The sequence below is a fragment of the Oceaniglobus indicus genome, assembly GCF_002751875.1.
GTDB classification, from domain to species: Bacteria; Pseudomonadota; Alphaproteobacteria; order Rhodobacterales; family Rhodobacteraceae; genus Oceaniglobus; species Oceaniglobus indicus.
Map to the genome: position 1 here is coordinate 230,511 of NZ_NMZM01000002.1, position 19,158 is coordinate 249,668.

The 19,158-nt window shown below is 65.0% G+C and carries 14 protein-coding genes, 1 tRNA gene and 2 pseudogenes; 5 read left to right on the forward strand and 12 right to left on the reverse strand.

The annotated features are described in order from the left end of the window. Positions 1-132: 132 nt before the first annotated feature. From gltB to CFP68_RS03645, 3 genes are all read right to left on the reverse strand, one after another. The gene (gene gltB / locus CFP68_RS03635) at positions 133-4,671 is read right to left on the reverse strand and encodes a glutamate synthase large subunit (protein WP_099824648.1); all 4,539 of its coding nucleotides are present in this window, start codon (positions 4,669-4,671) and stop codon (positions 133-135) included. Beyond that, the gene (locus CFP68_RS03640; protein ID WP_099824650.1) at positions 4,668-5,102 is read right to left on the reverse strand and encodes a GFA family protein; all 435 of its coding nucleotides are present in this window, start codon (positions 5,100-5,102) and stop codon (positions 4,668-4,670) included. Before CFP68_RS03640 ends, gltB begins: the two co-directional genes overlap by 4 nt. A 129-nt stretch (positions 5,103-5,231) precedes the next feature. Next, positions 5,232-6,665, reverse strand: coding sequence for an NAD(P)-dependent oxidoreductase (locus CFP68_RS03645; protein ID WP_099824652.1), 1,434 nt, complete (start codon positions 6,663-6,665; stop codon positions 5,232-5,234). 204 nt (positions 6,666-6,869) lie between these two features. Between CFP68_RS03645 and CFP68_RS03650 the strand changes: the two genes are divergently transcribed. After that, complete coding sequence (locus tag CFP68_RS03650) at positions 6,870-7,673, forward strand: undecaprenyl-diphosphate phosphatase (RefSeq protein WP_099824654.1); 804 nt, start codon at positions 6,870-6,872, stop codon at positions 7,671-7,673. Here the strand turns inward: CFP68_RS03650 and CFP68_RS03655 are convergent. Then, a complete protein-coding gene (locus CFP68_RS03655; protein ID WP_099824657.1) occupies positions 7,664-8,653 on the reverse strand; it encodes a complex I NDUFA9 subunit family protein in 990 nt (329 codons plus the stop codon). The genes CFP68_RS03650 and CFP68_RS03655 overlap by 10 nt on opposite strands. A gap of 185 nt (positions 8,654-8,838) precedes the next feature. On the opposite strand from CFP68_RS03655, the gene CFP68_RS03660 reads away from it, so the two are divergent. Further along, positions 8,839-8,924: transfer RNA gene (locus tag CFP68_RS03660), tRNA-Leu, on the forward strand. Between the two features lie 193 nt (positions 8,925-9,117). Here CFP68_RS03660 and CFP68_RS03665 read toward each other — a convergent pair. Next, a pseudogene (locus CFP68_RS03665) lies at positions 9,118-9,444 on the reverse strand (hypothetical protein); the annotation flags it as partial. Between the two features lie 611 nt (positions 9,445-10,055). Here CFP68_RS03665 and CFP68_RS18055 point away from each other — a divergent pair. Further along, complete coding sequence (locus CFP68_RS18055) at positions 10,056-10,451, forward strand: YbaN family protein (protein WP_158234125.1); 396 nt, start codon at positions 10,056-10,058, stop codon at positions 10,449-10,451. A gap of 63 nt (positions 10,452-10,514) precedes the next feature. Here the strand turns inward: CFP68_RS18055 and CFP68_RS03680 are convergent, their stop codons facing one another. The 7 genes and pseudogenes from CFP68_RS03680 to CFP68_RS18060 form a co-directional block, all read right to left on the reverse strand. Further along, positions 10,515-11,909, reverse strand: a complete 1,395-nt coding sequence (locus tag CFP68_RS03680) for a 4Fe-4S binding protein (RefSeq protein ID WP_099824661.1) — start codon at positions 11,907-11,909, stop codon at positions 10,515-10,517. 174 nt (positions 11,910-12,083) lie between these two features. Continuing rightward, the gene (locus tag CFP68_RS03685; RefSeq protein ID WP_241523940.1) at positions 12,084-12,791 is read right to left on the reverse strand and encodes an iron transporter; all 708 of its coding nucleotides are present in this window, start codon (positions 12,789-12,791) and stop codon (positions 12,084-12,086) included. 136 nt (positions 12,792-12,927) lie between these two features. Continuing rightward, complete coding sequence (locus CFP68_RS03690; RefSeq protein ID WP_099824665.1) at positions 12,928-14,157, reverse strand: NifU family protein; 1,230 nt, start codon at positions 14,155-14,157, stop codon at positions 12,928-12,930. After that, complete coding sequence (locus CFP68_RS18370) at positions 14,150-14,521, reverse strand: DUF971 domain-containing protein (RefSeq protein ID WP_277621455.1); 372 nt, start codon at positions 14,519-14,521, stop codon at positions 14,150-14,152. Before CFP68_RS18370 ends, CFP68_RS03690 begins: the two co-directional genes overlap by 8 nt. Positions 14,522-14,563: 42 nt before the next feature. Next, positions 14,564-15,271 (reverse strand): annotated as a pseudogene (locus CFP68_RS18375) (Mrp/NBP35 family ATP-binding protein); the annotation flags it as partial. Between the two features lie 265 nt (positions 15,272-15,536). Further along, a complete protein-coding gene (locus tag CFP68_RS03700) occupies positions 15,537-16,172 on the reverse strand; it encodes a hypothetical protein (RefSeq protein WP_145953390.1) in 636 nt (211 codons plus the stop codon). A gap of 73 nt (positions 16,173-16,245) precedes the next feature. After that, positions 16,246-16,416 (reverse strand): hypothetical protein, encoded by a 171-nt coding sequence (locus tag CFP68_RS18060; protein WP_158234126.1) that lies wholly within the window; start codon positions 16,414-16,416, stop codon positions 16,246-16,248. A gap of 24 nt (positions 16,417-16,440) precedes the next feature. Here CFP68_RS18060 and CFP68_RS17800 point away from each other — a divergent pair, with 24 nt between their 5' ends. Further along, positions 16,441-17,136: a hypothetical protein gene (locus tag CFP68_RS17800; protein WP_145953391.1), complete on the forward strand. Its 696-nt coding sequence runs from the start codon at positions 16,441-16,443 to the stop codon at positions 17,134-17,136. Between the two features lie 272 nt (positions 17,137-17,408). Beyond that, a complete protein-coding gene (dhaL, locus tag CFP68_RS03715; protein ID WP_099824673.1) occupies positions 17,409-19,157 on the forward strand; it encodes a dihydroxyacetone kinase subunit DhaL in 1,749 nt (582 codons plus the stop codon). The last annotated feature ends 1 nt before the right edge of the window (position 19,158 follow it).

A 19,158-nucleotide genomic window follows, 5' to 3' on the forward strand; every position in this document is an offset into this window, starting at 1 on the left:
TGGACGACAGGGCTAGTTCGCAATTTAGACATAATCGTGGCAAATTGGCCGGATTGGTTCCGGTGAGGCCCGATGTGGCAAAAACGCATCGCTATGCGGCATCGGCGGGACGGGCCCGCCGGTGCCGCGCGATCATTCCGCCGGAACGGCCAGCGGTTCGATTCCCAGCGGATGGGACAGATGCACCAGCATTTCGCGGGGGCAGACCTGGATGAACTGCGTCAGGCTTTCGTCCCAATGCTGCAACAGCGCGGCGGCGCGCTTGCTGCCGGTTTCGGCCAGATGCCGTTCGACCAGACCTTTCAGCTCGGCCTGCCAATGGGGTTCGGCCACCGCACAGGTAACCAGCGTTTCAAGGTTCATCAGCCCCTCGGCCCGGCCTTCTGGGTCGTGCAGATACGCCATGCCGCCGGTCATGCCGGCGCCGAAGTTGGCACCGATGGACCCAAGGATCACGGCCACCCCGCCGGTCATGTATTCACAGCCGTTCGACCCGCAGCCCTCGATCACCACCTTCGCACCCGAATTGCGCACCGCGAACCGTTCGCCCGCGCGCCCGGCGGCAAACAGGTAACCATCGGTCGCGCCATACAGCACGGTGTTGCCGATGATCGTGTTGTCCGCGGCGACCAGCGTCGACATCATCGGCGGGCGCACCACGATGGTGCCGCCCGACAACCCCTTGCCGACGTAATCGTTGGCGTCGCCGCTGACCTCGATCTTCAGGCCCGGCGCGGCGAAGGCGCCCAGGGATTGCCCGGCCGATCCGGTCAGCTTAACCGTCAGGTGATCGGGTTGCAGGTTGTTGCGCATCCCGAACCGGCTGACGATATGGCTGGACGTGCGGGTGCCCACGGTGCGGTGCGTGTTCTGCACCGCATAGGACAGCTGCATCTTCTCGCCGTCCTTCAGGAACCGCTCGGCATCCTTGACGATTTCGGCATCCAGCGTATCGGGCACCTCGTTGCGCGCGCGCGCCTTCCAGTATTCGATCTTGTCGGCCCCATCGACAGTGATCAGAAGCGGGTTCAGATCCAGATCGTCCAGGTGCGCCGAGCCACGGCTGACCTGGCTCAGCAGGTCCGCCCGGCCGATCACCTGGTCCAGCGACCGGGCACCGATCGACGCCAGGATCTCGCGCACCTCCTGGGCATAGAAGGTGATCAGGTTCACCACCTTGTCCGCGCTGCCGGTGAACTTGGCGCGCAACGCCTCGTCCTGGGTGCAGACGCCCACGGGGCAGGTGTTCGACTGGCACTGGCGCACCATGATGCAGCCCATGGCGATCAGCGCGGCGGTGCCGATGCCGTATTCCTCGGCCCCCATCATCGCCGCCATGACGATGTCGCGCCCGGTGCGCAGGCCCCCATCGGTGCGCAACGTCACGCGCGAGCGCAGGTTGTTCATCGCCAGCACCTGGTGCGCTTCGGTCAGCCCCATTTCCCACGGCAGGCCCGCGTATTTGATCGATGTGGCCGGCGATGCGCCGGTGCCACCGTTGTGGCCCGAAATCAGGATCACGTCGGCCTTGGCCTTGGCGACCCCCGCCGCGATGGTGCCGACCCCGCTGGAGGCGACCAGCTTCACCGTCACCTTGCAGCGCGGGTTGATCTGTTTCAGGTCATAGATCAGCTGTGCCAGATCCTCGATCGAATAGATGTCGTGGTGCGGCGGTGGTGAAATCAGCATCACCCCCGGGGTCGAGTGGCGCAGCCGTGCGATCAGTTCGGTGACCTTCATGCCGGGCAGTTGTCCGCCCTCGCCGGGCTTGGCGCCCTGGGCGACCTTGATCTCCAGTTCCTCGCACTGATTCAGGTACTCGGCCGTCACCCCGAACCGCCCCGACGCCACCTGCTTGATCTTCGCGCTCGGGTTGTCGCCGTTGGCTTCGGGGTGGAAATGCGCCGGATCCTCGCCGCCCTCGCCTGAATCGGACTTTGCGCCGATCCGGTTCATCGCCACGTTCAGCGTCTTGTGCGCCTCGGGGCTGAGTGCGCCAAGGCTCATGCCGGGGGTGACGAACCGCTTGCGGATCGCGGTGATGCTCTCGACCTCTTCCAGCGGCACGGGCTTGCCCAGGGGTTTGATATCCAGCAGGTCGCGCAGGTGGATCGGCGGTGCCGACCGCATCCTGGCCGAATACTGCTTCCAGATCTGGAAGCTGGCCCTGTCGCACGCCGTCTGCAACAGGTGCATCCCGGTCGCTTCCCAGGCGTGCGTCTCGCCCGACCGGCGGGCCTTGTAAAAGCCGCCGATGGGCAGGACGTTGGCACTGTTGCCATCCTGCCAGCCCTGTGCGTGAACCTCTTCGGCCTTGCGCTGGATGCCGGACACGCCGATGCCGGAAATCCGCGAATGCATGCCGGGGAAATACTCGGCGCACATGGCGCGCGACAGGCCCACCGCCTCGAAGTTCAGACCGCCGCGATAGGACGACAGGACCGAAATCCCCATCTTCGCCATGATCTTCAGCAATCCCTGGTCGATGGCATTGCGATAGCGCGCCATCGCCTCGGCCAGGGTGCCGTCCAACAGCCCCCGGTCGATCCGGTCGGCAAGGGAATCCTGGGCCAGATACGGGTTCACCGTGGTCGCGCCACAACCGATCAGCACCGCGAAGTAATGCGGATCGATGCATTCCCCGCTGCGCAGGTTCAGCGAACAGAAGGTGCGCAGCCCCTTGCGCGTCAGCCACGAATGCACGGCACTGGTGGCCAGGATCATCGGCATCGCCACGCGGTCGACGCCCGATCCCTGATCGCTGAGCACGATATGCCCCGCGCCCGAGCGCACGGCCTCTTCCGCCTCGGCGCGAATCCGCGCCAACCCCTCGGACAGCGCCCCGGCCCCCGGCGCGAAGGTGCAGTCGATCACGCTGACCATGCTGTCGAAATGGCGCATCAGTTCATCGAATTCCGCGTTCGCCACGAACGGGCTTTCCAGCACGATGATCTCGGTCTGGCTGCCGTCCTCGTCCAGCACGTTCTTGAGGTTTCCGAACCGCGTCTTCAGGCTCATCACGCGATGCTCGCGCAGCGAATCGATGGGCGGGTTCGTCACCTGGCTGAAGTTCTGGCGGAAGAAATGGCTCAGCGGGCGGTATTTCTGCGACAGCACCGCGCTGGGCGTGTCGTCGCCCATCGACGCCAGCGTTTCCTTGCCGTCCTCGGCCATCGGCGCCAGGATCTGTTCCAGTTCCTCGATGGTGTATCCCGCGGCGCCCTGGCGGCGGCGCAGTTCGTCGCCGGTGAACACCGGTGTTTCCGGCAGCGCGGTCAAGGTCGATTCCAACTCCTTGATCTTGCTGACCCATTCGCTGAACGGCAGGGCCTGGCTCAGCTTGTCCTTGATCTGGGTGTCGTGATACAGACGGCCCTTCGTCATATCCACGGCCAGCATCTGACCGGGGCCGAGGGCACCTTTTTCCACGACCGACGCCTCGTCCACCGGCACCATGCCCGCCTCGGATCCGGCGATCACCATGCCGTCGCCGGTGACGACATAGCGCATGGGGCGCAGCCCGTTGCGGTCCAGCCCCGCGCAGACCCAGCGCCCGTCGGTCATCGCCAATGCCGCCGGGCCGTCCCAGGGTTCGATCACCGAATTGCAATAGGAATACATGTCACGCCAGGCGCGCGGCAGCTCCTGCGCCTGTTTCGACCAGGCTTCGGGCACCAGCAACGTCTTGGCCATGGGCGCCGACCGGCCCGAGCGCACCATGACCTCGAACACCGCGTCCAGCGCGGCCGAGTCCGACGACCCCTGTGCGACGATCGGCTTGATGTCCTCGGCCAGAGTTCCGAACGTCGATGACGCCATGCGGATCTCGTGGGATTTCATCCAGTTCAGGTTGCCCTTCAGGGTGTTGATCTCGCCGTTGTGGGCCAGCATCCGGAACGGTTGCGCCAGCCACCACTGGGGAAACGTGTTGGTCGAATAGCGCTGGTGATAGATGGCGAAGGCGGATTCGAACCGCTCGTCCATCAGGTCGGGATAGAAATTGGCCACGTCCTGCGCCAGCATCATCCCCTTGTAGATGATCGACCGGCACGACAGCGACGCGATATAGAGCGACCCGACCCCGGCGGCGACCGCTGCCTTCTCGATGCGGCGGCGGATGACGTAGAGTTCACGCTCGAACGTCTCTTCGTCCACGCCCTTGACGTTCGAAATCAGGATCTGCTCGATCTCGGGCCGGGTGGCATTGGCCTTTTCGCCCAGGCATCCGGTATTCACAGGCACATGGCGCCAGCCATAGATGTAATACCCCATGCGCAGAACTTCGGTCTCCACGATGGTCCGACAGGTTTCCTGCGCCGAAAAGTCGGTGCGCGGCAGGAAAACCTGGCCCACCGCGATCATCCTGGTCTCGTCGGGCTTGTGGCCGGTGCGACGGATCTGGTCATGGAAGAACGCCACGGGAATCTGCACATGGATGCCCGCGCCATCGCCGGTGCGCCCGTCGGCATCGACCGCGCCGCGGTGCCAGATGGCCTTGAGCGCGGCGATGCCGTTCTCGACGACTCCGCGCGACGCCGTGCCGTCGATGTTGACCACAAGGCCCACGCCACAGGACGCATGTTCGTCGCTGTCGCGATACAGGGACTCGCGTTCGATCCTGGCGCGCCGTTCGACTTCGGCGCGTTCCCATTCGGTAAAGTAATGCGTCATGTCTGATCTCCCTGAACGGATTTCTCGTCCGCTTCGTAATCGGCTTCGGTTGTTCTGGCGTGATCGCCCGCCAGCGCCAGATAGGCGGGGGCGCGATCGGCATAGATCTCGGACCTCAGCGGCCAGGTCTCGGTCGCATCGAATAGCCCCGGCATCAGATCATATTCGGCCGCCGGATCGTCGGTGTTGCGCATCCACAGATGCGATCCGCAGATCGGGCAGAACGCCCGCTCGGCGAACCCCGACGACGCGTATAGCGCCACCTTGCCCGCGACCGTCACATCCGACGCCGGAGCGGTGAACGCGGCAAAGACGGCGCCGGACCAGCGGCGGCACATCCGACAATGGCAGACGCCGACCCGGGCATCGTGGGATGCCACGCGGATCGTCACCGCACCGCACAGGCACCGGCCGTTCAGACTGTCTGCCATCGCCATCACCTTTCCTTCACAGACCAGGTCAGCCCCGCTGCCCCATCGAGTTTGGCCGGCTTCGCTCGGCACCGGCCGCGATGCGAATTGCGGAGACGCGGATCATACGGATGTCCGCCGAGGAACCGGTCACTCGGCCGCGATGCTGGTGGCGGCGTCGATATAGGCCAGCATCGCCTCGGCAGCCTCGCGCCCGTCGCGGATCGCCCAGACGACCAGGGACGCGCCGCGCTGGATATCGCCGCAGGCATAGACGCCTTCGATGCTGGTCTCATGGGTGCGGAAATCTGCGATCACGGTGCCCCAGCGCGACACTTCCAGCCCTTCGACCCCCCAGAGTTTCGGCAGATCCTCTGGCTCGAACCCCAGGGCCTTGATCACCAGATCGGCGTCTTCGACATAGTCCGACCCCTCGATCAGTTCGGGCATCTGCCGCCCGGTGACATCGGGTTCACCCAGCCGCATCTTCTGAACCATGACACCGGTCACGGCATCGCCCGCAAACCCTTGGGGCGCGGAAAGCCACGCGAATTCGACACCTTCCTCTTCGGCGTTGGCGACCTCGCGCTGTGATCCGGGCATGTTGGTGCGATCCCGGCGATACAGGCATTTCACCGAATCCGCGCCCTGGCGCACCGCCGTGCGAACGCAATCCATGGCCGTATCGCCACCGCCGATCACGACCACCCTCTTGCCCTTGGCGTTCAGCGCGCCGCTTTCGAAATCGGGCACGTCGTCGCCAAAGTTCTGGCGGTTGGATGCGGTCAGATAATCGATGGCACGCACGATTCCGTCGGCCCCGGCACCGGGCGCGGTCAATTCGCGCGATTTATAGACACCGGTGGCAATCAGCACGGCGTCGTGCTGTCCACGGATCGCATCGAAGCTGATATCTTCGCCGACGTTGCAGTTCAGAACGAAGGTGACGCCGCCCTCCTCAAGCTGGCGGATGCGCCGCATCACCACGTCCTTTTCCAGCTTGAACCCCGGGATGCCATAGGTCATCAAACCGCCCGCCCGGTCGTGACGATCATAGACCGTCACCTGGATGCCATGCCGGCGCAGCATGTCCGCCGCGGCCAGACCGCCGGGGCCGGCGCCGACGATGCCGACCGACTCGGCCCGTTCACCGCCGTTCGTGATCGGCTTGACCCAGCCCTGATCGAACGCCGCGTCGGTGATGTATTTCTCGACCGATCCGATGGTAACGGTGCCATGGCCCGCCTGTTCGATCACGCAGTTGCCTTCGCACAGCCGATCCTGCGGGCAGATCCGGCCGCAGATCTCGGGGAAGGTATTGGTCGCCTGGGCCAGGTCATAGGCCTCGCGCAACCGCCCCTCGGCCGTCAGACGCAGCCAGTCGGGGATGTTGTTGTGCAGGGGGCAATGGCTCTGACAATAGGGCACGCCGCATTGGCTGCACCGGGCCGCCTGCTCTGCCGCCTTCTCGCGGGCGAATTCGCTGTAGATTTCATCGAAATCCTGTCGCCGCAGGTCTGGTGCGCGCTTTTCGGGCATGTCCCGCTGCACATCCACGAATCTCAACATGACGTTCTTGGCCATTGCTCCAACCTCGGCTAAGGGTGCGCGGCACCCGGCTAATCAGACATCGCTCATTTAAAAGGCAACATGACTTACCTATAAAACGATAGAACCGGAAATCGCATCAAAAAATGTGCTGATTCTTAATTTTTTAGGGCCGAATCGTAACTATCAACCTGAAACACGCGTCGGATCAAAGCCTTAACCGCCGCTGACTGGAACCCCATGACATTGTTCAATCTGCTTCTCGTTGCCATCATCCAGGGTCTGACGGAATTTCTGCCGGTGTCGTCCTCGGGCCATCTGATTCTGCTGCCCGCCATCACGGGCCTTGCCGACCAAGGGCAAGCCATCGATGTCGCGGTGCATGTCGGCACCTTGGGCGCTGTCGTGCTGTATTTCTGGGCGGATGTTCGCGACGGCCTGATCGGGCTGACGCGCCTGGCACGCGGGCGCGCCGACACCCCGGGGGCGCGGCTGGCATTGTGCCTGATCGTGGCGACCGTACCCGTGATCGTCGCTGGCCTGATCCTGAAGCTGACGGGGCTGGATCACCTCATGCGATCAACCGCCGTCATCGGCTGGACGATGCTGATTTTCGGGCTCGTGCTGTATTGGACCGACCGGAAAGGTGCGACGACGCGCACCACTGGGGACTGGTCGTTGCGACATGCATGGATCATGGGGCTGTGGCAGGCGATCGCATTGATCCCCGGCACGTCACGATCCGGCATCACGGTTTCGGCGGCGCGCTGGCTGGGTTACGCGCGCGAGGATGCCGCGCGCATTGCCATGCTGATGTCGATCCCGACGATACTGGCGTCGGGCATCCTGCTTGGCGCGGAAGTCGTCGGATCGGCCGACATGGCATTGGCGCGGGACGCGGCCATCGGCGCCGCCTTTGCCTTTGTCTCGGCGCTGTTGGCGCTCAGCCTGATGATGCGGCTTCTGAAAACCGTCAGCTTCACGCCCTATGTCATCTATCGGATGATCCTGGGCGTCGCGCTGTTGGTCTGGGCCTATTCCTGAGGCTGGCGCAGGTTCTTGGCCGAATTCTTGATCGCGGCATATTGCCCCGACGGCCGGAACCGCCACAGGTATTCCGGCAGCACTGCCTCGGTCGATACGGGATCTATTCCAAGCGCCGCAAACCCCTTGGCGTCCGGTGACACGACATTGTCACGGGCCAGGTTTTCGACCTGATCCCGCGTGACGGGCCCTTTGATCAAACCGCCGCTGAACTTGTTCAGCACGTCGAAGGTCGACCCCATCAGCCGCGCCAGCCACCAGGGCGTGTTCAGGATCAGGCGACGCCGCTGAATGACGCCCAGCATTTCCTGCATCAACGTGCGGAAGCTCTGAACGTCCGGGCCGCCCAGCTCGTAAACGCCGGCGGGTGCCAGGCCCTGAACGCCCAACACCGCCGCACGCGCCACGTCATCGACATAGACCGGCTGAAACAGGGTTTCCGCGCCGATGACGGGAAGCACCGGACCGAACCGCGTCATGCCGGCAAACCGATTGAAGAACTCGTCCTCGGGACCGAAGATGATCGACGGGCGCAGGATCACCGCGCCGGGGAACGCCTGCCGCACGGCCGCCTCGCCCTTGGCCTTGGTCCGGGCATAGGCGCTTTCGCTGTCCTCGTCGGCACCGATGGCCGAGATCTGGACCAGGGTCGCGGCACCCTGTTCGGCCGCAAGCCGCGCGATGCGTGCCGCACCCTCGACCTGCACGGCCTCGAAGCTTTGCTTGCCCGCTTCCGCAAGGATCCCGACACAGTTCACGACCGCGTCCGCGCCCCGCAAGACCGCGCGCACCGAGTCGTCGTCACGGATGTTGCACATCACCGGCTCGACCTGGCCCACGACACCGTAGGTGCGCACGAACATCGCGTCGTTCGGGCGGCGCACGGCCACCCGCACCCGCCAGCCTTCCTTGGCCATGCGCCGCGCGATATAACGGCCGACAAAACCGGAACCGCCAAAGATCGTGACAAGGTTGGTCATGGAATCCGCCCCGTTTTGTTGGATCGCCCTTGGTTTACTTGTCCCCCCAAGACCACACAAGGTGCAATTCGCCCCACCCCCCGGGGCACGAGGTCGGGGATTTCCCGACGGGCGCAAATTCACCGCGCAAAACCCGTTGACAGCCCCGGCGCACTGCCGTAATCCGCCCCCACGACACGATACGTGCCCAGGTGGCGGAATGGTAGACGCGCTAGCTTCAGGTGCTAGTACTGGCAACGGTGTGGAGGTTCGAGTCCTCTCCTGGGCACCACTTAATCCAATATTACCTTTTGATTACAGAAGCTGCGGATTATCCTGCGGCTCCAGTTCCCCTCCTCACCCCCCCTTTCATCGTCTTTTGCCACTGCTTCCGGTCGGGAGTGCGGATTCGGTATTCTTGCAAGTCCGCAAGCTCTTTTGCGCAAATCGGCTGAAGGCCGAGGATCCCCTTTGCCTGGACGGACTCATCCCACGGGTTCCGTTACGGGTATACCGAGCGCGGTGTGGCCGTTCAGGACGACGATGCGGACCTGGAGTTCGGCGACCCGACGGTCGAAGTCCCGTGTCATGAGCCGCTGGGCCAGCAGTTTCACACAATGCATCTCGTCTCGTCTCGACGCGGCTCCGGCGGTGGTCTCCGCTCCATCGTCGCCAGATTGCACGTCCAAGGTGTTTGGCCGCGCGCAGGCCGTCGTTTCCCGGCGAGCCTTGGCCGCCATTGGTCTGAGGACGATGGCGGGCGCTCCGGCGGTGATAGTCTTCCAGGGCTTCGCGTTCCTGCGGGGCGGGATGAACCTCGCGTCGCCCGTCGGTGTTCACGCCGACCGCAAGGGCAACGGCGACGGCGACAGTTACGATCCGGCCGCCATGGCGAACCTTGGGGTCGATCGCATCGATCCAGAGGCAGGTCATTCGCCGTTAATCAGTCGGGTCAGGAAGGCATCGACCCGTTCATCAACTTGGCATCGATGAGCTGGTATCTTGCCATATCCAGCCCCTCCAGAGGGAGCTTTTGAGGGTGCACGATCCGTTTGATACATATTCGTCGAGGGCGCATAGTAGCTTAAGCATCTGAACTTTTTATAAGTTAAATCTCTGCCAGATCGCTGCAAGGCTCAAACTTGGCGTCTCTTCCGACCGCCATATCAAGCTTGAAATGCCGACACGATCCGGCTTTCCGCCGATTTCGCATCTTCGCTTGCGAACCGCGACAAGGCTTGTCGCACAACACCCACCCTATCGAGAGCCGATGACAGCGCGCGGATACTGCGCGTTGCATCGTGGACGCGACACCGGGCATATATCGGCCGCCCGGCAAGTCCGGGTGATTTCATGGGGCTTCGTTGCCTGTCTGGCTCGGTCGCCCTATGTTGCGCCCAAGCAGGCGAAAGGACAAAATGCGATGCGCCCCGGCCTTCCGAGCAGTCCGCTTCGGGTCATCTGGTTCCTGATCGGCGCGATCGCCTTGGTCTTGGGCCTGATCGGTGCCGTGCTGCCGCTGTTGCCGACGACGCCCTTCGTCATCCTTGCCGCCTTCGCATTCGGCAAAAGCGTCCCTGCGTTTCAAACCCGGCTGGAGCAAAACCGCATTTTCGGGCCGATCATCGCCGATTGGCGGGCATCGGGCGCCATTGCCCCGCGCTACAAGGTGCTGTCGGTGGCGATGATGGCCGTGACCTTGGCGTTCGGTCTGGCGTCGGGCATGCCGCTTGCCGTGAAAGTGGCCCAGGTGGTGGCCATCGCAGCGGCCGCGACCTTCGTGCTCAGCCGACCAAGCTCGGCCAAGCCTACCCCGTGACGGACCGTCCAGCGCAATAGCGGGTTTCGGCCAAGCTGCCTACCCCATTCGCCATGGCGTCGCCTACCAGTGCCAGAACAACAACCACCACGCACACAGCGGTGCCCCGAAGGCGCAGGCCGCCGCCCCGCTTGCAAGGGCCAGTCGCACGCCGTGGGCCTGGCGGGCCAGGATCCGCACCAGAAGATACCCCGAGGCTGCGACGGCGGCGGCAAGCGCCCAGAACCGGACGGCACCGATCCATTCCAGCGCAAAACCGTCCGCGCGCAGTTGCGTCACCGTCATCGACGACAGCCCCAGGATCACACCGACCGCCGCCAGCGGAATCAGGCCGTGGCTGACGTGATGGAACCGCCGCCAGTTCCACGTGCCGGAAATCCGCACGGCCAAGGCCAGCGGCAGGCCGACCGCGGCGCTGATCACCACCGCGGCGACGGTGATGTACAGCATCAGCACCGCCCCATCGAGAAGCGTCAGCACGTCGTTGCGGGCGGGGTAATTCGTCAGCAGATACCAGGGCAGGCTTTGCTCAAGCGGCCAATAGACGTCATGCTGCACCAGCCAGGTCGCCAAGGCCTGCTTGGCGCCGACGAACCAGGGGCTTGCCGACCATTGGAAGGCGCCGATGGCGACCCCCATCAGCCCGGTGATGATCAGCAGGCTGTCCCAGATGCTGGCCGTTTCGGCCGCGAGGTTGACCACCTCGTGATCGGGACGGCGCGACTTCAATTCCACCGCATCGCGATACCCGGCGCAGCGCCCGCACATATGGCACGCACTTGTCCCCTGCATGGTCTTCACCGCCACCAGCGGCGCGCAGGTAAAGGGTTGCATCGCTTGCGGGCGCTGCTGCGGTGCGCTCCACTGTGTCCGGTCGACGCCGTAATGCACCGGCGCCAGCTTTGCCAGCAGGCCGAACACCCCGTTGACCGGGCAGAGGTAGCGGCACCAGACCCGCTTGTTGCGCCCATACATCCAGCCAACGGCCATGGCGGCAAGGGTCGAACCTCCGAGGATCAGCAACACCGCCAGCGGATATTGATAGACGCTGATCATCTGACCATAGACGGTCGTCAGCACGAAGGCGGTGAAGGGCCAGCCTTTCCAGCGGATCCAGCGGGGGGTTGCGCGGCCCCGGCCATGGCGCGCGGCAAACTCGGACAGCGCCCCTTCGGGGCAGAAGAGGCCGCACCACAACCGGCCAAAAACCAGCATCGACAACAGCACCCCCGGCCACCACACGCCCCAGAACAGGAATTGCGCCAATAATGTCAGGTTGTCCCAGACATGGGCCCCCGCAGGCGGCAAGGGCAGGATCGCGGGGCCGATCAGCAGCACGGCATAGACGACAACCACACCCCATTGCAGCGCCATAACCGCCCCGCGATGGTCCCGCAACCACAGGCCGAATCGCATCAGGCGCGCCCGGTGGTCACCGTGGTATTCAACCGCGCTCATGCGAGGCCTTCCCCGCGCCGACCGCTTTTCCCTGCAAAGCCGTGGAATTCGATCGCGCCATGCGGAGGCACGACGATTCCGTCGTTCAGTGTGATGGTCATAATCAGTAGGTGTTTCATTGCGCAGGTTCCCCAACGTGCGCGGCCGACCACGGCAGCCGACCGCGCATCGGCGTCAATAGGCGCCCTTCTTGCCGGTGCCGGCAAAAACGAAATCGTAGTCCCTGGTGAACGGTTCAAACCACGGCGCCACGCCGGTTTCGGGGTCGGTATGGCGGCCGAATCCCATGCCATCGGGGGGCGAAACAGTCAGCGTCAGCCGATACGCACCCACACCGTCCAGCTTGACGTTGTCGCCATAATGGGGGCCATCGCTGGCGACCATCGGCATCATGTCGCCCGATGCGGTCCAGTCGCTGTTTTCCTTCGCCAACGCGAACCAGACTTGAAGGTAAGGCACCCATTCGCCTTCGTTCAGGCCGTTCGGATTGCCCGCCAGCGCGTGAATATCGGCCTCCAGGTGGATGTCCGCCTCCACCGCGGGGGTCATCATGCCTGCGGGCTGCATCACGATGGGCTGAAGATAAACGGCCGCGACCTCCAGGCCGGCGCCCGTCTGCGGCACCCCGATGGGATACTCGGCCGCACCCGCAGGAAACGCGAGAGTCACGGCAAGCAACGACAAGGCGGCGTGGTGGGGGCGTATCATTCCTGGATCTCCTTTTCCATCCATGGCGTTGCGATACTCGACTTTTTTTGTCAGGTAAATATTTCGGAAAACCGCATCCGACCGGGTGCCCTCCGTCACGGCCCGGCGAGCACGAACAAAACGGCTGGATTGATGCGGCCGGACCTTGAAACGTTGGAAAATTGCAAGCGTCACGCGTCGCACGCGGGCGGCGGTCTGCGCGCAAACGTCGCACGCATCCAGCCGTCGCGTTCAGCGAACCGAAGGCGCGGTCACGCTGGCTGTTTCATATTGACCGAATCCGGCGGACGCTGCGCGATCGCGGCAGGCGTCAACGCGCCTTGATGCTTTCACGCAGAAGCCTTTGGTGGAAAGCCTGCCGTGTTTCGCCCGCTTGCGGCGATTGCCCCAGTTTTTCCGCGAGTTCGAAGAACCCGTTACCGGGCAGTTTCCCAGATCCGCGGCCGACGACACGCGCCGCGATGAATGGCCGGCCCGCGTCGGCGTCCTGGCGCATCGTCGTCTCCAGCGCTTCGGTCACCCGCCGGATCGAACCCGGCGCGAACATCCGCAACCCGCGCGCCAGCCGCCCATAGGTCACGGGCAGATCGCCGGCCGGAAGCTTTTCAAGATAGACGCGGATCTTCGCGGCAAGACTGGGTGCGTAATTGTTGGTCCGCGCCGACCGCGGCGGCGGAATCTCATAGGCCGAGCCATCCGGCCCGACATCGGCGGCCCAGGCCCGCTGCGGACTGCGCACGATCACCCGCATGCCGCCGATTGCAGCGTTCGGTTCGCTTTCGATGGTGATGTCGCCGCCCGCCAGGCCGGCCTGCAGGACCTCTGGCGTCAGCCCCATGCGCGGCGCAAGGTAATCGGGATCGATGACCAGTTGTTCATCCTCCCATCCGACGGAACCGGGGGGCAGCGGGCGCGCGAAGGCCGGGCTTTGGCCCGCCTCGTCCTGATAGAACGGCTTGTCGCCGCTGGCATGGTCGGTCACGTCGATGATGTCACGGATCATCGGCAAGGCGGCGCGCAGGGTCGTCTCGACACCGCGTCGCAACGTGATGGCCGAGGCGGCGCACCCCTGACAGCCCCCCGACATCCGCAGATAGACGTTGCCGTTGTCGACGCGTTCGGCACTGATGTGTCCGCCGTGGCTGGCGATGGCCGGATTGGCCCGCGTATCCAGAATCTTGGTGACGGCGGCCAGAAGCGTTTCGTCCACGTCCAATTCGGGCGATGGCGGCGCGTCGGGTCCAAGCGGGCTGTCGGTGCTGTCCAGAACATGGCGGATCGCCGCCGCGATGGCCGGCTTGAGCGTGTCCCAATCGTGGCTGGCGTGGCGCGTCACAAGGATCGTCTCGCCGCTCACCTGTATGCGGTTCACGCCGTCCACCGCGAACAGCGCCCGCGCCAGAGGGGCGGCGTCGGCCGGCGAATCGAAGCTGGCCGCGCGCCCGTTTTGAACCGGCTCATCAAGGATGAAGCGCATGGTGGCGGGATCGCGCGGCGAGGCTTGGGCCCGGATGCGGCGACGGGATCGGGTTTCAGACATCTTCGGTCTCGGCTCCCTCGATCTCGCGCAGCGCGCGATAGGTGAAGATGCCCGAGTCGTGGCCATCGCTGAAGGCCACGCCCAGCGCATAGTTTCCCACGCTCCAGATCCGGGTCGGGACCACGTCCAGCGGCACGGCCACAGGATCGAGCAACGGCCGGCCGGTCATTTCATCCCGGCACGCGGCACAGCGACACGACAGGCGCAGATCGCGCGGGTCGATCTTCTGCACGTGATCGGACCAGCGGATCGTCAGGCCAGCGGCGTCGTGGTCCAGGGCCAGGGGTCGATCCGTCGCGCCATCCGCGGCCGGCGCGGGCTTTCCGGCCCCTGTCGTCACGTCCCAGTCGAACGGCACCCGCACTCCGCCGGCGGACGCCGTGCCGCCGGTCAGGACATCCGCAATCGCCGCATAGGCCCGCGCCGCCGGACTGTCGGGGGCGGTCATCACCAGCGGCACACCGCTGTCGCCGCCATCCACGATCGCCGGGTCCAGCGGTATGGTGCCCAGAAGCGGAACATCCAGGCTGGCCGCGATACGTTCGCCGCCACCACGATGGAAGATCTGCGTGACCTCGCCACAGGACGGGCAGGTAAAGCCGCTCATGTTTTCGACGATGCCCAGGATCGGCACGTTGACCTGTTGCAGCATCCGCACGCCGCGCTGCGCGATCTTCAGGCTGACATCCTGCGGCGTCGACACGATGACGGCGCCGGTCAAGGGAAACGACTGTGCCAGCGTCAATTGCGTATCACCGGTGCCCGGCGGCAGGTCCAGCAGCAGCACATCCAGCGTGCCCCAGTCGACCTGCGTCACGAACATGCGCAGGTATTTCGTCACCATCGGGCCGCGCAGGACGGCGGGCTTGTCGTCGCCGGTCAGCATGCCCATCGAGATGACCTTGGCGCCATGCGCCTCGGCCGGGATCACCTTGTTGGCGGGCGACATGGCGGGGGGCTGGCCGCCGGGGATGCCCAGCATGCCGGGAATCGACGGCCCGTAGAGATCGGCATCCACCAGCCCCACGCGCAGCCCGCGCTGGGCCAGCATCACCGCAAGGTTGGCCGATACGGTCGATTTGCCGACGCCGCCCTTGCCGCTGGCAATGGCGATCATGCGCCCCAGGTGCGCCAGCGGGTCGGTGGCCGGCGTGTCCGCGGGGGATTCGGGAATGATCAAGGCGTGTCGCTCCTGTTGTTCGAGGTCGGATGCCGGTCGATTGCGGCCCGGCAGAACCCCCGTGGCATCCGGGTTCCGGCCGCGTCTTGCGACCTTGCACGACGGCGCCGTCAAGATCCATCGCGCGGGTCATGATTTTCGCGCTCTCGCCGCCGCTGGACGCAGCCAGCGGCGGCGAGATCCCTGATACGCATCTGGGTCAGTCGGCGGCAGGATCAAGCGTCCCGCAGGCAATCGGCAGCGTGACATGGGCCGGAACGTCGCCCAGCGACTGGACGCTGTTGGGCAGATCCGTGTCGGCGGGCACGCCATGCAGAAAGATCACCCGACGGTCGAAATCCAGGTTCTGACCCGGGAATGCATCGCCAAAGGCATCCTCGAGCGCCGCCAGCGACACGCTCTGCTCGTACGCATAGGTGCCATCGGCTCCGGCGGTGGGATAGCTGTCGGCCACGATCGCCAGGCTGACGGGATTGGCGTGGAACGGGACCATGGTGATCCCTGCGCCCGGCTCGGTCTCGATCAGGTCGATGATCCCGTCGCCATTGGTGTCGGCGGCGCCGGTCGGACAGGCGGATGTCCCATCGCCCGTGGTAAAGCCGTGAAAGTGCTGAAGATGCATGACGCCCGGCGCCGTGCCCGACGCCTCGATCCGGATCGTCAGCGTATCGCCCGACACCCCGAGCGTGGCGGTCGCGCTGGCTTCGCTGCCGGCGGTCGCGGCATTCAGCGGTTTCAGTTCTGCCCGCCATTGCGTGTCAGCCGCCTGTGCAGCTGCTCCCGTCAATGCGATCAGTGCGAGCGCGGATGTCACAGCCGTCATTCTGATGGTCATCACGGTTCTCCTTCTTCTCAGATTGCGCCGGACGCAGGGCCCGACGCTTCACGAATATGGTGAACAGGGTCCGTCACACATGCCGCTGGATGCCGCCGGACGTGGGCATGGCCGCGACGGTCGGATGCGACCATTCGACGTTCACGGCAATCGGATCACTGGCCGGAAAGCTCTGGTCCAGCGCCGCATCAAGCAACGCTTCCAGGCGATCGGGGTCGGGGCCGTCAACAACGCGGAACGACACAGGCGGTTGCGTGGCATCGGCGCCATGATCGGCTTTGCCCCGGCCCGCGCCATGCCGCTTCGGCGTGGCGTTTACCGGTCCGTAATCCGCAACCGCATGGACATCGCCATGCTCATCCACATCGATACGCCGGCCAAGTCGGTCGGACGCAAAGATCCAGTGGGGTTTGTTATCCGCGTTGCCGGTGCCCAGCTCAGTCCATCGGCTGATCGCACCGATGCGCAAGCCATCCATCAATTCCGTCGGGCTGATGCCGAACGCCCTGGCAACGGCAGCCATATCAGGCGCGGCCCGGTCAGCGGGAAGCATAACTCTGAACATCGACCCCTCCTTGGGTTTATTGGCCTTTTCAATCTTCTGTCACTCTGCCGCGGCAGCCCCGGCGTCGGGGCGCAGGGCGGCAAGAAACACGTCTGTCGCAGCGGCAAGTTATGGCCGCAGGTACTACGTCAACCGGCGCGTCCGGCGATCGGCACGCGGGCATTCGACGATGGCAAAGCGCCGCTCAGGATGGCGCACGACCTGGGCCACCGCGATTTCGCTGGCCGGCCGCTCCACCTTGGCCGGGTGATGTTGCGGGTTTGCGAACGCATCGGCGATTTGCCGTGTCGAGACCGCTTCCGTCGGCGCCCCCGCAAGCCGCATCCGATCTCGCACTTCATCGTCGGTGTATGCCGCACGTCGCATATCGACCTTGGTAACCGGTATCCTTGGCGCTGATTATAGCGCACTTTAATAAGCATTGTAAATACCGATTAAAGGCGGCGTCGGCCGGTTTGGGGATAAAGACAGGGGCCCGGGTGATGATCTGACCTTGCCCCGAACCCCTGCCACCTTTGGAACGGCAAACTTGCCAAGCCCGTCAAATTGCACATACTCGCCCCGTGTCGGGACGGTTCATGCCCCCGGGGTTTCCGTCCGTCCACCGATCGTTCCGCAATCACAGCCCGCCGTGACGCGCCGGGCGGTGCAATGGTGTCAGGCAACGCCCCATGTCCAGGAAACTGATAAACGACCCCGAGCATCTGATCGCCGAGCTGATCGAGGGGATGTTGTCGGCGCACCCCGATCGTCTGACCACCCAAGGCACGACGGGCCGGGCCATCGTCGCCCGCCACGGACCGCGCCCCGGCAAGGTGGGCATCGTGGTCGGCGGTGGATCGGGGCACGAGCCGGCATTTGCGGGGTATGTCGGCAAGGGCCTGGCCGACGCCGCGCCGCTTGGCAACATATTCGCCTCTCCGTCACCGCCACAGATCCTGGATGCCGGGTTTGCCGCCGATGGCGGTGCCGGGGTGCTGTTCCTGTTCGGCAATTACACCGGCGACGTGATGAACTTTTCCATGGCCGAAGAGGCCATGGTGAAACAGGGAGTCACCGCCCGTTCATTCGTCACCACGGACGATATCGCCTCGGCGCCGCCGGATCACGCCCATGAACGGCGCGGGATCGCCGGCAATTTCTTTGTTTTCAAGGTGGCCGGTGCCGCCGCCGACCTTGGCGCCCCGCTGCACGCGGTCGAAGCCGCGGCGCGCCGGGCCAATGCGGCCACCCGCACCATGGGCGTGGCCCTGTCGGCCTGTTCCATGCCGCAAACCGGGAAAGCCAATTTCGACATTCCCGAGGGCGAGATGGAAATCGGCATGGGCATCCACGGTGAACCCGGCATCGCGCGCATTCCGGCCGAAACGGCCGATGCCGTCACCGACCGGTTGCTGGGGCCGATCATCGAAGAACTCGGATTGGTCGCGGGCGACACCGTGGCGGTGCTTGTCAACGGGCTGGGCTCGACGACCCTGCTCGAGCTTTACCTGCTGCACCGCCGCGTGGCCGCGGTGTTGGCCGACCGGCAGGTCGGTATCCACCACAGCTGGGTCGGAGAATACTGCACCTCTCTCGAGATGGGCGGGGCATCGGTTTCACTGATGAAGCTGGACGATGATCTGCAACGCTGGCTGGATCATCCCTGTGACACCCCCGCGCTTCAGGTCGGCGCGACATCCGCGCCCGTGGCCACACCTGCCCCCGCCGCCACCCGCCCGGTTGCGCGGACAGCACCGTCCAGCAACCCCGCCGTCCCGCGCGCAGAACTCGCAACGTCCGGGCCCGTGACGCCCGCGGTGTTCCGCCACATGATGGCGGCTTCCGCCCAAGCGATCTTCGACGCGCGCGACAGGCTGTGCGAACTTGACGGTGCCATCGGTGACGGCGATCACGGCATCACGATGGAAATCGGCTGGAAGGCAGCGGTCGCCGCCCTGGACGACGCGGCCCCCGACGCCACCATTGCACAGCTGAGCGATACGATTGCCGCGGCCTTCCTCGACGCTGTCGGCGCATCGGCCGGTCCGCTGTATGCGACCGGCTTTCGAACCGCCGGGGCGGCCGTTTCGGATCGGCTGAATTTGGACAGTGCCGCACTGGTCGCCTGGTTGCGGGGCATCGGCGACGGGATCGCGGCCCGGGGCGGGGCGGCAATCGGCGACAAGACCATGCTCGACGCCTGGCTGCCTGCAATCGATGCGGCGACGGCCGCGCTTGCGCGAGGGGGCGATGTCGCGGCCTGCCTCGCCGCGGCGGCCGAGGGGGCGGCGGCCGGCGCCGGGGACACCACCGGGATGCAAAGCAGGCGCGGCCGGTCAAAGAAGCTCGGCGCGCGCTCGGTCGGCCATCAGGATCCGGGCGCGGCGTCGAGCGCCATCATCCTCGCCGCCTGGTCCGGGGCCGTTCGCGACCTTTGAC